We start from the raw sequence: 12353 nt of genomic DNA, 5'->3' as shown, positions 1-12353 counted from the left end.
CTCCGGTGGTGGGTTCGGCCGGCTGTCACCAGCCGAACCCACCACCGGCGGAACCACTTAGGACTCGTTATGTCGCGCCTTGCATCTCTCACGCCCACCACCGCTGTCGGTGCATCTAAAGACCTTCTCGCCGAACTCGTGAACCGTCACGGACAGGTCGGTGACATGGTCGCGGCGATGGCTCATTCGCCCGCCGTACTGGGTGGCTATCTGCAACTCAGCCGGGCAATGAAGCGAGCGAAACTCAGCCGCAAGATCACCGAGCGAATCTCTATCGCTGTGCAGGTCCAGCAAGGTTGCGCTGTTTGCCTCGAAGCCCACGTCGCCGCCGCGCACGCCAACGGCGTCGAGGCGGACGAGATCGAGCGTGCCCGCGCGGGCACGTCCGCCGATCCTGCCATCGCGGCAATGATCGACCTCGGGCTTCGCGTCTATCGGGAGCCTGCCTCGATTTCAGACGAACACATCGCGGGCCTTCGAGCGCACGGCTACGGTGATCGCGAGATCGCTGACGTCGTCGGAATCGTCGCCCTCAATGTCCTGACCGGAGCTTTCAATCTTGTCGCGGGAGTGAAACCAGATGAACCGGACCGCTAGGACCGCACCGGAACGGAACAGCATGCGTCTGTTCTTGATTCGCGACTATCGCCTGCTCTTCAGCGCCCAGATCATCGCGCTGTTCGGCACCGGATTGGCGACGGTTGCGCTGGGTCTACTCGCCTACGAACTCGCTGGGCCGAGCGCCGGAGCTGTGCTGGCCACCGCGCTGACGATCAAGATGTCCCTGTACGTCGTGATCGCTCCACTCGCGGCGGCGTACGTCGACCGGTTGCCGAGACGGGCTTTCCTCGTTGCCCTCGACGCCCTTCGTGCAGCGGTCGTGATCGCATTGCCCTTCGTCAGCGAGATCTGGCACATCTACGTGCTGGTAGGCGTTCTCCAAGCTGCGTCGGCAGCGTTCACTCCCACGTTCCAAGCGGTCATTCCTGACATCGTGACCGACGAGGCCGATTTCACCCGCGCACTGTCGGCATCGCAGGTCGCTTACACTATGGAAAGCCTGCTCAGCCCTGTTCTTGCCGCAGTCGCACTGTCCTTCATGACATTCAACCTGTTGTTCGTCGCCACCTCCGTGGGCTTTGCGGTCTCGGCACTGCTCGTGTTGGCCACCCGAATCCCCAACGCTCGTCGGAGTACTCACCGCAAGGCGTGGGATCGGATCGCGTCGGGGGTGCGAATCTTCGTGACCACACCGCGACTGCGCGGCATCATGGCACTCAATCTCGTGGTGGCAGCAGCCGGTTCGATCGTCGTGGTCAACACCGTCAACTACGTCCGCGACGAGCTCGGTGGAACCCAATCCGACGTGGCGTGGATGCTTGCCGCGTCAGGCACCGGCACGTTGGTGACCGCGCTGCTTCTTCCACGCGTTCTCGACAGAACCGCTGAACGCACTGTGATGACAGCAGGTTCCGTTGTCCTGGTCGTCAGTGCCAGCGCGGCAGCAGCCCTCGCCGTGGCCGGTGTATTCACGTGGATGCTCACTGCCGCAGTGTGGGCACTCGTCGGCGCCGGGATGGCCATGATCGTCACGCCGACCGGAAAAGTACTTCGGCGCTCCGTCGAGCCCGCAGGTATACCGGAGGTATTCGCAGCCCAGTTCTCCCTGTCACACCTCGCCTGGCTTGTCACCTATCCGATCGCCGGATGGGTTGGTTCGAGCGCGGGATTTGCGGTCACCTGGAGCATCCTTGCAGCGCTTGCCGCAGTGGGAGCCGTTGCAGGATTTGCACTTTGGCCTCGGGAGACAGTTGCTGAATTGCCCGGACAGGCGACGTACGAAACCACGCGAGGCGAATGCACCTTGGCGGCCACCCAGTGCGCGTGCGCTCGCGCCGTCTGACGAATACAACCTGGAAGACAGCTACCGACTTCTTGCCGGTGGCAAGATGAGAGGACCGACCGAATTTGGCAAGAGTTTAAGAACTTTCGATCGCGATCTATCGAAATTCTGCCCAAACTGGCCACACTAGGCACGCTTCTTTTTGGGGAGTGCTCGATCAGCCCGAATCAAGCGCAAGGACCTACGCGTTATTCAAGGCCGACGAACCAGATCATGTCAAAAATTCCCGACCAATAGCTACCGTTCGCGACAGACGACTCGACCTGTTCCACTGCAATTCACCGATGATCCACACGTCACCATCAAATGTTTGGTGGCATGAAACGCGAATATTCGACATGAATGAAGTCGAGCATCACTCGTTATTGATTTCTGCCCGATCGGCGAATTCGTGTCGCAGGCAGGCATCCGCCCTTCACCGAAGTGCCGCTACGCAATAATTCCGCCGCGTTCCAGATCGGAAATCTTCTGGTCGCTATATCCAATCTCACGGAGCACCTCGCAAGAGTTCTCGCCAAGCAATGGCGGCGCAAATCGATGGGTCACACGCGTGCCGTTGATAGTCAGAGGTGGCCTTACCGATCGGAAATTTCGAATGCTCTTGTGCACCATCGGCTGCAGAAGTTCGAGCGCCTCTGTCTGCTGATCGTTGACGACCTGATCGATCGTTTGAACGATTGACACCGGGACTCCAGCTACTCTGAATTCCGCGACCCATTCGCTGGCAGGGCGAGCCAATAGACAGGCGCCAAGTATCGCGGCCAATTCGTCCCTGTGTCGGACGCGTTCACGGTTGGTATGAAATCGCTCGTCGGTCGGCAGGTTTTCAAGACCCAGAACGGAACAGGCTCGGACGAAAAGCCGATCATTTCCGGCAGCAATCATGAGCCATGAACCGTTTGCGGTTTCGTAGGCTTCATACGGAGCGATTACTGCCATTCCGCTTCCCATCGGTTGCGGCAGCGTTCCATTTGCCAGATAGCTCGCGACGTGGACAGGCATCCAGTTGAGGGCAGTCTCATAGAGGGACGTTTCGATGAGATGTGGCCCATCTCGAGACTCCCGTGTACACCAGGCGGACAAAATCGCAATAACCGCCCATAACGCGGAACCCTGGTCGACGAGAGACACGCCAGCACGGACCGGCGAACGTCCAGCTTCACCGGTTACGCTCATTATTCCGGCAGCTGCCTGCATCAATGGATCGTAGCCGGGCTCGGACGATCTCTCCCCTGCGTTTCCGAATGCGCTGATCGTGCAGTAGATGATTCGATCGTTGACGGAGCTAAGGTCGCCAAATCCGATCCCAAGCTTGTCGACGAGCCCAGGTCTCAGGTTTTGGAGGAAGACGTGTGACTGCGCGGCAAGGTCCAACACCACTTGGCGGCCCTCAGTCGACTTGAGGTCTATTCCGATCGACCTTTTGCCCGCGTTGTTGGCAAGGAAGGCTGCGCTCTCACTTCCCCAGTCTGGCGGAGACCAGGATCGAGTGTCATCACCACGCGTGGGGTGTTCGATCTTGATCACGTCTGCGCCAAGCGCGGACAAAGTTTGTGAACAAAACGGGCCAGCAATGGAGCCGGTGAGGTCTACTACCCTCATCCCGTTCAGCGGCCGGTCGTTCGATTCTGCTTCATCATTGCTAACCACGGTCACTGCTGCTCCTCGCATTGCTGCAGAATGCGCTGTGCCCTCATTAACACAGGCCCGTCCACCATAGTGTCTCCTGCTCTAAAAACCCCGCCATTATGTTGGGGCGGAAGGTATTCCAAAACTTGCCGTGCCCATTCGAGGTCCTTCTCGGACGGCCGAAATGCTCGTGCGACAATGTCAAGCTGTCCCGGATGGATGCAGAATTTCGCGCCAAAGCCTTGCGATTTGGCAAACTTGGCCTCACGTTCGAGGCCCTCAGAACAAGCCACATCGACATATGCGGTGTCGATGGGTGAGCGCAGTCCAGCCGCCACAGACGCGACCACGATTCGAGATCGCGCATACAAGAATTCGAGCCCGTTTGCGGATGGAACGATTCCCAGTTCAGTGGCGAAATCGACAGCCCCGAAGGCCACCGCCTGGACCAGTCGATGGTTGGCAATCCTTTCAACGTCCTGAAGCCCAATCGCAGTTTCGACAATGGCAATCACTGGAAGTCCGTTGTCGTGCAAAGAATCCAACGCGCACACTGAGGCCTTCGGCAAAACGATGGCGTCAGGTTCGACGTCGGCAAGCGCGGCAATGTCAGCGTGATGATCCGGCGTGTCGACTGCATTCACTCGAACAAGGCAAGGTCCTTGAAATGATTGCGGTTCGCTCAAGACTCGGCTCGTCAGTTCACGCGCTTTGGCTTTCTCGTCGGAGCGGACAGCATCTTCCCAATCAATGACCACCGCGTCTGCGGGTGACCGTAGTGCCTTCGCGAGAAGCTTCTCACTCGATCCGGGCGTGAAGAGAAAGGTCGTCAGTCCGGACAACCAGCTGGGCGTCGCACTCCTCCTCACGGACGCTTCAGCGGATTCCATCGGTCAGCACCTCAACGCAGGTTCGGTATTCATATGGTCGCATCTGGCTCATCAACTTGGTCCTGTACGTTTCTGCGTTCCACGCCGGGGGGCCACGTGTACGTCTGCTTGTGGTACTTGATGTAGTAATGCGTTTCGAGACCGCTCACGCCAGGAACACTGAGGACTCTGTTCGTGAGCTGAAACAACTCGTCGTTACTCTTGCACTGCGCTTCGAAAAGAAGTCGATACTTGCCAGCCGTAGAGACGATGTAGTCAACCTCCGGCATTGCATCGAGGGCTTCGATTACCGCGGTCGCGTCGTCGTCGCAGAACACTCCGACCGTAGCTCCGACCGTCTTACGCAGGTACGCCGTGTCCGATACCGCAACGATGCGTATGACTCCCGAATCGATCAGACGTTGAGTGCGCCGACGCACTGCCGTCTCGGACAGGCCTACGGTCTTGGCTAATTGGCCATACGAACGACGCCCGTCCTCCTGCAAGCCAGAAATGATGGCCAGATCCTGCTCGTCGAGGGCAATCTCGCCTTCCCCGTGCTCAAGTTCGAACATTCTTTCCTTCTTCCTCTGACTGCTATTCACATTCGATCGATCCCCATCCAATCCTGGACCGATGAGGTCCTGTCACGCGAGGTGGCTCGGCGGTTGTTTCGATCTCTGCCCAGTCAATCGAGGAGCCGTTTTCTACTGAAAGCGAATTTAGGCTCGTAGAGACCACTTGTCAAGCTATTGACGCCAGTACTATGGTGAGCAAAGCCGATATTCGCCGAATCTACGTCTGATCGAGCCCATATCCGCATTCACAGCAATCCTTCGCAATCGAAAGTGGAGAGCCATGACACCCAAACCATCTCTGACGGGAATGCCGGCTTCCGGCTGGCGGCAGTACGAGATCGAACAGCGCCTGCACGAACTACTTGCGTCCGATCCACCGCTACATACGGGCTGGCCGGACACCTTGTGGCCAGTACTTCCCGACAAGGCCCTGTCGGCCTCGCGTGCGGCGATGAGCCAATTTGCACATCTCAACGGCTTTGTAAAACCATCGAGCCTGAACGTGATCGAAGCCGAACTGCTGGCAATGGTGCGCGACCACCTGGGCGTCCCAGAAGATGGGGCGACCACTCTCACTGTCGGCGGGACGGAAAGCAATTTCTTGGCAGTCAAAGGCGCACTGTTCAAGGCTCGCGAAAACGGTGGAGTCCCTGGCCAACCCAACATGGTGATCCCGGAAACGGCGCACCCGAGCTTCGACAAGGCATCGGAAGAACTGGGAATCGACGTCCGACGGATTGCCGTAGGAAACGAATTCCGCGCAGACCCCGAAGCCATGGCGAACCAGATCGACGAGAACACCGTCCTTCTCGTGGCTTCAACGCCGAACTACACGCATGGAACCCTAGATCCTGTCAAAGAGCTCGCCGCACTCGCACAGACACACGACTTGTGGTTCCACATCGACGCCTGCGTGGGTGGTTGCCTTCTGCCTGCGTTGAAGCGAGTCGCGGGCGAGTCGTCAACGACACCATTCGATTATCCGGGCGTGACATCCGTGTCTGCAGATCTGCACAAATTTGGATTCACTCCCACCGGAATCTCGACGCTCTCAGTGAATTCGAGCGAACTTATTCGCCATCACTCCTTCAGCATCGACGTCGCGTCGAGTTGGCCCTTCAGGCCGTACCGCCGAACGGCCTTCACAGGAAGCCGATCCGGTGCCGTCCTCGCAGGAGCATGGGCAACCTTGGTCGCCCTTGGCCGGGACGGATATGAGCAGATCGCCCAGGAGATCGTTTCCGGGGCAGACATTTTCGCGAAAGGGTTATCAACTATCGCCGGATTCGAACTCGTCGCTCCGCATGAAAGTGGAATCATCGTGTTCACCTCTACTGATCCGCAGTGCCAGATTGAACGCGTCGCAAACGTGCTCGAGCGCGACGGATGGCCGGCAATGCTCGCAGTGAGCCCCCCTCGCCTTCAGTTTCTCCTCAGCCCACTGCCAGCGCACTACTACGAGGAATTCATCGAAGCGATTCGTGCAGCCGCAAACGAAGTACGGACCGGGGTTGCAATCGACGGTGCCGAACTCACCACATATGGCGCTTGAACGAAACCTTCGAGGAAACGGCAGGAAGAGATGAGCGGAACCGCAATGAACAAGTACGGCATGTTGATCGACGGCCATGAGATGCAGGCGATTTCGGGTGGTACGTACGAAACCCTCGATCCGTGGACGGGTCAACCTTGGGCGATCGTGCCGGATGGAGGCGCAGCCGACGTCGACCGAGCTGTCACCTCAGCACGTGCCGCATTCGAAGGCGAATGGCATCGAATAGGGCCCACCGAGCGTGGGGCAAGGTTGCGTAAGCTCGCTGCGATCCTCGAGCGAGAAGCGCCCCGACTCGGTGAGATCGAGACCCGAGACAACGGCAAACTTCTACGCGAGATGTCAGCGCAAACAGCTTATCTGCCCCAATGGTTCTACTACTTCGCCGGCCTGGCAGACAAGATCGAGGGTGCGACGATCCCATCAGCGAAGCCTAATTACTTCGTCTACACGCGCCCAGAGCCAGTCGGCGTAGTGGGCGCAATCATCCCGTGGAACTCGCCGCTTCTCCTCGCCACCTGGAAACTAGCGCCAGCACTGGCTGCGGGTTGCACGTTTGTCTTGAAGCCGTCGGAACACACGCCCGTGTCGGCATTGGAGATGGGCAAGTGTTTTGCTGAAGCCGGCATCCCACCCGGTGTGGTCAACATTGTGACCGGGCTCGGTCCGGAAACCGGCAAAGCCCTTGCATCGCATCCCGGAATCGACAAGATCGCGTTCACCGGATCCACCGCGACCGGAATTCAGGTCGGACACAGCGCCATCGAGAATCTCACGCGTATGTCACTAGAGCTAGGCGGCAAGTCGGCGCAGGTAGTCTTTCCGGACGCTGACCTCGATGCAGCGGCTAGTGGCATCATCGCCGGAGTGTTCGCCGCCACCGGACAGACCTGCATGGCAGGTTCAAGGTTGCTCGTGCACAGCAGCATTCATGACGATTTGGTCAAACGCATAGTAGATAGAGCCAGCACGATCAAGTTGGGTGACCCGAAGATGCCGGCAACTGAGATGGGTCCGGTCGCCAACGCCAACCAACTAGCTACAGTGCTCGGTTTGTTGCAGTCCGCGAAGGACGAGGGCGCAACCGTCGCCTATGGCGGAGGCCCGGATCCAAAGTTGGGCGGGCTCTTTGTCCAGCCGACCGTGCTCACCGATGTCAAACCCACTATGCGCATCGCCCGAGAAGAAGCCTTCGGCCCTGTGTTGAGTGTCATGCGATTCGAGACCGAGGAAGAAGCGGTTTCCGAAGCCAACAACAGCGAATACGGACTGGCAGCGGCCGTATGGACCAAGGACGTTCATCGCGCGCACCGCGTCGCAGCGAAGCTGCGCGCAGGAAGCATCTACGTCAACTGCTACCGGCTGTCCGCACCGGGTGTTCCGTTCGGTGGATTCAAGAAGAGCGGATGGGGGCGCGAAAGTGGACTCGAAGGGCTACGCGAGTACACGGAAAACAAGTCAATCTGGGTGGAACTCGAAGGCGCCAGTCGTGATCCGTTCACCATCGGCTGACACCACCGGCCCACCATCCCAACTAGGCCGTACAAGCTGCCGAGCTCACTCGGCTAATTGCAAGGAGAGACAATGACTTTGCACAAAGCACCAGCTGGAAGATTCTTTGAAGACTTCGTCGTCGGTGACCTGATAGAGCACGCCGCGCGGCGGACAGTCACCACCACCGACAACATCTGGTTCACGCTACTCACTCAGAACACTGCGCCGCTCCATTTCGATCATGAGTACGCCGCACAGACAGAGTTCGGCCGGCCACTCATGAACTCGGCGTTTACCCTCGCGTTGGTTTCAGGCCAGAGCGTGGCCGAGATCTCACAGAACGTTTTCGCGAATCTGGGGTGGGATGCGGTTCAGCTCCCGAACCCAGTGTTCGAGGGCGACACCATCTCATCTCTGAGCAAGGTCCTCGCTGCGCGCGAGTCCACATCACGACCGAACTTGGGAATCGTCACGGTGAGTACGACTGGATACAACCAGCGGGGCGACGAGGTCGTCACCTACGTACGCAACGTCATGATCTACAAGCGCGGGCAAGGACCGCAGCGCGGTAGCGATCGGCACACGGCGGTGACCGCATGACCAACAGGCGGAAGGACAATTCAATCCGGGAAGACTTCCGCAGTGTCGTCGCCCACGTATTAAGTCGCTATTCGCCGGACTATTGGCGGGGAATCGATGAAAAAAGTGAATACCCAACACAATTCGTAGACGATCTCACCAAAACAGGTGCGCTCAGCGCACTGATTCCGGCCGAGTACGGCGGACTCGGCCTCGACCTGGGAGACGCATCGGTTCTCCTGGAGGAAATCAGTTTTCGTGGCGGGGTGGCGACTCCGGTACACGCTCAGCTTTACACGATGAGTCCGCTATTGAAGTACGGCAGCCCCGAACAGAAGGACAAGTACCTACCATCGATCGCAGATGGGACGGTCAGGCTACAGTCATTCGCTGTAACCGAACCCGACGCTGGGTCCGAAACGACACGCATCAAAACGAAGGCTGTCCGCAACGGCGACCACTACGTGGTGTCAGGACAGAAGGTCTGGACTTCACGGGTCAATCACAGCGACCTGATTCTGCTTCTCGCCAGAACGACGCCACGCGACCAGGTCACCAAAAAGACCGATGGACTCTCGCTGTTTCTGATCGATATGCGCGAAGTTGAAGGGCTTTCGGTCACGCCCATCGAGACCATGGTCAACCACGATACGAACGAACTCCACTTCGACAACATGGTGATCCCTGCAGATTCGTTGATTGGCGATGAGGGCGCCGGTTTCCGCTATCTTCTCGATGGACTGAATGCCGAACGGATTCTCGTTGCGGCTGAGTGTGTCGGTGACGGTCGATGGTTCATCGAGAAGTCACGCAACTATGCCAACGAACGTGTCGTCTTCGATCGACCCATCGGAATGAATCAGGGTATTCAGTTCCCGATTGCGAGAGCCCATATAGATATCGAAGCGGCCGACCTAATGAGATGGAAAGCGGCCGATCTTTTCGACGCTGGACTGTCATGCGGGCCGGAAGCAAATATGGCGAAACTCTTGGCGGCAGACGCGTCTTGGCAAGCAGCCAACGTAGCTATGCAAACTCACGGAGGCTACGGCATGGCTCGTGAGTACGACATCGAGCGCAAGTTCCGGGAGGCACGCCTGTACCAAGTTGCACCAGTATCGACAAACCTGATCCTCTCTCATATCGCCGAGCGGGTTCTCGGCCTCCCCCGCTCATTCTGAGGAGATACATGATGACGTCCGCTACACCAATACCTGTGGCTTCCCGCCACCTGAAAATTGCCTTGGTTCAACAGCCCACACCAGGACAGGACCCGAAACGCGCTCTCCAAGAGGGAGAGCGCGCTGTCCGTCAAGCCGCTGCCGCGGCAGCAGACATCGTCCTCTTCCCAGAAATGTGGCAGATCGGATACATCGCCTGCCCGGATGACGATGCCGGACGCCAGGAATGGATTTCCATGGCGACCGATGACCAGGGTGAATTCGTCCAGCACTTCGCAACCTTGGCCCGCGAACTAGGTGTCGCTATCGTGGCAACCTACCTACAGAAGTGGGATCCACTCCCCCGCAACGCTGCCACACTCATCGACCGTCATGGCCAGATCCTCACGACCTACGCCAAGATTCACACCTGCGATTACTGGATGGAGGCTGCCCTCACACCCGGCCAAGATTTGCCGGTGGTTCAATTGGATACAGCCGCCGGCACCGTCGCCGTCGGAATGATGATTTGCTTCGATCGTGAGTTCCCCGAGACTGCGCGGATACTCATGACAAAGGGCGCAGAACTAGTCTTGGTGCCGAATGCTTGTCACCTCACGGACGATCGGATCGCTCAGTTCCGAACCCGCGCTTTCGAGAACATGATGTCGGTGGCGATGGCGAATTACACCAGTACACCCGAGGCCGCCCTTCGCGAGTATCCGCTGAACCTTAACGGGCGCTCGGTGGTGTACAGCGGAGTTTGCTTCGAACCGGACCGAACTCCTCTCGACCCGACTCTCTTACTCGCCGAGGATAACCCCGGTATTTACTACGCCGATATCGACCTGAACGCTCTGAGGAAGTTCAGGGCCAGTGAAGTGTGGGGCGACGCGTATCGAAAGCCCTACACATACGACGCTCTCGTCAATGGAGAAATCGCGCCCGTTTTCGGACGTGCCGATTCCCGTCGTCTCGCCCCGGAGGTGTCGTGAAATGCAGTCACCACCGAACATGATCCAAGGCCGGATCGAGGGCTACGCGGGAAAGCTGAGCTACGAACCGGGCGAAGAACTCACTCTCCACCTCAGTTCTCGAAGCGAAACTGAGGTCTGCACCGTCGAGATCGCCCGCATCGGGCGAAACCGTGAGGTGGTCTGGGCACAGAACGAAGTGACAGTCATCCACCAGTCGACTCCAGAAGATGCCTACGCCCGCGGGTGCGATTGGTCGGCGACGCTCTCGTTCACACTGCCCGCTGAATGGGCACCGGGATACTACGAGGTGCTCTTTCGCGCCAACGGAGACGAGGTCCTCGAGACACCTGCATTCTTCGTACTTCGCTCGGCCCAATCCGTCACGAGTCCGAAGATTCTCCTTGTTCTAACAACCAATACCTACTGCGCTTACAACGACTGGGGTGGGAACAACCTGTATACAGGTGGAGTCCAAGTGTCATTTGAGCGTCCCATCGCGCCTGGACTGCTTCGCCGTCCCCCTGGCGAGCTGTTACGAGCCGCCACACCGCATGGAACCTATGATCCAGAGTTAGCTCGACAGCGCGATTACATTGATCGACACCGAGTTTCAGGGTGGAGCGCCGCCGCAGGCTGGTTCAACTGGGAAGAGCCGTTCGTCGTGTGGGCAGAGGAAAACGCGATCGAACTCGACTATGCAGTGAGTTCCGACCTGGAGTTACACCCGGAAGTCCTTGACGGCAAGAATTTGGTCCTGAGCGTCGGGCACGACGAGTACTGGTCGTGGGGAATGCGTGACACGCTCGAACAATTTATTGCCGAAGGCGGCAATGTTGCGTTCTTCTCAGGCAACAGCGTGGGGTGGCAGGTGCGCCTGGATGACGATGGCCGCACCATGACGTCCTATAAGTATGACGCTCTGACGAAGGATCCTGTGAGAGATACCGACAACCGCAGATTCCTAACCGGCTGCTGGTCTGACCCTGTCATCGGACGTCCGGAGAATCTATTGACCGGAGTGAGCTTTACTCGTGGGGGGTACGCACGTGTCGGCTACGGAGCTCCGCGTGGAACCGGGGGCTACTCTGTCTGGCGACCTGATCACTGGGTCTTCGAGGGTACGGGACTTCGCTACGGTGATCTCGTCGGCTCTGAGAACGTCGTAGTCGGATACGAGGCAGACGGCTGCGAGTTCGTTCTCGGAGAGGACGGGTTACCTAGGCCGACGTCGAAGGACGGAACACCGGAAACGTTCACGATTCTTGCGACTTCACCTGCCCGACAATGGTCTAACACACCATCATTCACTGATTTTCCTGCCAACGCAGCCCTGGCGGAGGACGAACCAGGCGATCTCGAGTTTTTTGCCGACCGACTGTTCGGGAGCACCGACTCGTCGGCAGCGCGTCGGTTGGGCCACGGAAACGCAGTGCTCGGGATGTACACCAAGGGCGGCGTCGTGTTCACCACCGGATGTACGGACTGGGCATTCGGCCTTCGCGGCCACGACCCACTGATCGAGCGCATAACACTGAACGTGATCGAACGACTTTGCGCCGCGACTCCTGTTGATAGGCACAAAGCGACCGATCACCACTACACGGGAATGTAA

11 protein-coding genes are annotated in these 12353 nt (G+C 58.4%); 8 read left to right on the top strand and 3 right to left on the bottom strand.

All coding sequences use genetic code 11. The annotated features are described in order from the left end of the window. Window positions 1-69: 69 nt before the first annotated feature. Together RA302_RS03075 and RA302_RS03070 are read left to right on the top strand one after the other, a co-directional pair. Window positions 70-597 carry a carboxymuconolactone decarboxylase family protein gene (locus RA302_RS03075; RefSeq protein ID WP_019746699.1) on the top strand — a complete coding sequence of 176 codons (528 nt, stop codon included), beginning with the start codon at window positions 70-72 and terminating at the stop codon, window positions 595-597. Beyond that, entirely contained in the window at window positions 581-1903 is a 1323-nt protein-coding gene (locus tag RA302_RS03070; RefSeq protein WP_225320247.1) for an MFS transporter, read from the top strand. Before RA302_RS03075 ends, RA302_RS03070 begins: the two co-directional genes overlap by 17 nt. A gap of 429 nt (window positions 1904-2332) precedes the next feature. On the opposite strand, the gene RA302_RS03065 is transcribed toward RA302_RS03070, so the two are convergent. Genes RA302_RS03065 through RA302_RS03055 form a run of 3 tightly spaced genes read right to left on the bottom strand, consistent with a single transcriptional unit; the run spans window position 2333 to window position 4976 of the window. Continuing rightward, on the bottom strand, window positions 2333-3559 hold the full coding sequence (locus RA302_RS03065) for a CaiB/BaiF CoA-transferase family protein (protein WP_166501742.1): 1227 nt from the start codon (window positions 3557-3559) through the stop codon (window positions 2333-2335). Continuing rightward, entirely contained in the window at window positions 3556-4422 is an 867-nt protein-coding gene (locus RA302_RS03060; protein ID WP_166501741.1) for a CoA ester lyase, read from the bottom strand. The genes RA302_RS03065 and RA302_RS03060 overlap by 4 nt, the downstream gene beginning before the upstream one ends. A gap of 29 nt (window positions 4423-4451) precedes the next feature. Continuing rightward, a complete protein-coding gene (locus RA302_RS03055; protein WP_080726711.1) occupies window positions 4452-4976 on the bottom strand; it encodes an Lrp/AsnC family transcriptional regulator in 525 nt (174 codons plus the stop codon). Window positions 4977-5259: 283 nt separating this feature from the next. Here RA302_RS03055 and RA302_RS03050 point away from each other — a divergent pair, with 283 nt between their 5' ends. The 6 genes from RA302_RS03050 to RA302_RS03025 all read left to right on the top strand — a co-directional run bounded on the left by RA302_RS03050 (window position 5260) and on the right by RA302_RS03025 (window position 12353). Further along, a complete protein-coding gene (locus RA302_RS03050) occupies window positions 5260-6531 on the top strand; it encodes an aminotransferase class V-fold PLP-dependent enzyme (RefSeq protein ID WP_338479335.1) in 1272 nt (423 codons plus the stop codon). Between the two features lie 30 nt (window positions 6532-6561). Further along, the gene (locus RA302_RS03045; protein WP_166501739.1) at window positions 6562-8043 is read left to right on the top strand and encodes an aldehyde dehydrogenase; all 1482 of its coding nucleotides are present in this window, start codon (window positions 6562-6564) and stop codon (window positions 8041-8043) included. Between the two features lie 72 nt (window positions 8044-8115). Continuing rightward, complete coding sequence (locus RA302_RS03040; protein ID WP_166501738.1) at window positions 8116-8625, top strand: MaoC family dehydratase; 510 nt, start codon at window positions 8116-8118, stop codon at window positions 8623-8625. Next, window positions 8622-9785 (top strand): acyl-CoA dehydrogenase family protein, encoded by a 1164-nt coding sequence (locus tag RA302_RS03035; protein WP_166501737.1) that lies wholly within the window; start codon window positions 8622-8624, stop codon window positions 9783-9785. The genes RA302_RS03040 and RA302_RS03035 overlap by 4 nt, the downstream gene beginning before the upstream one ends. Before the next feature lie 8 nt (window positions 9786-9793). Continuing rightward, on the top strand, window positions 9794-10759 hold the full coding sequence (locus tag RA302_RS03030; RefSeq protein ID WP_338479332.1) for a carbon-nitrogen hydrolase family protein: 966 nt from the start codon (window positions 9794-9796) through the stop codon (window positions 10757-10759). A 1-nt stretch (window position 10760) separates the two neighbouring features. After that, on the top strand, window positions 10761-12353 hold the full coding sequence (locus tag RA302_RS03025; RefSeq protein WP_166501735.1) for a N,N-dimethylformamidase beta subunit family domain-containing protein: 1593 nt from the start codon (window positions 10761-10763) through the stop codon (window positions 12351-12353).

Source organism: Rhodococcus sp. DN22 (assembly GCF_036669995.1).
Taxonomy (GTDB): Bacteria; Actinomycetota; Actinomycetes; order Mycobacteriales; family Mycobacteriaceae; genus Rhodococcus_F; species Rhodococcus_F erythropolis.
Note: the sequence above shows the minus strand (reverse complement) of the source record. Positions and strands in the feature narration are given on the sequence as shown.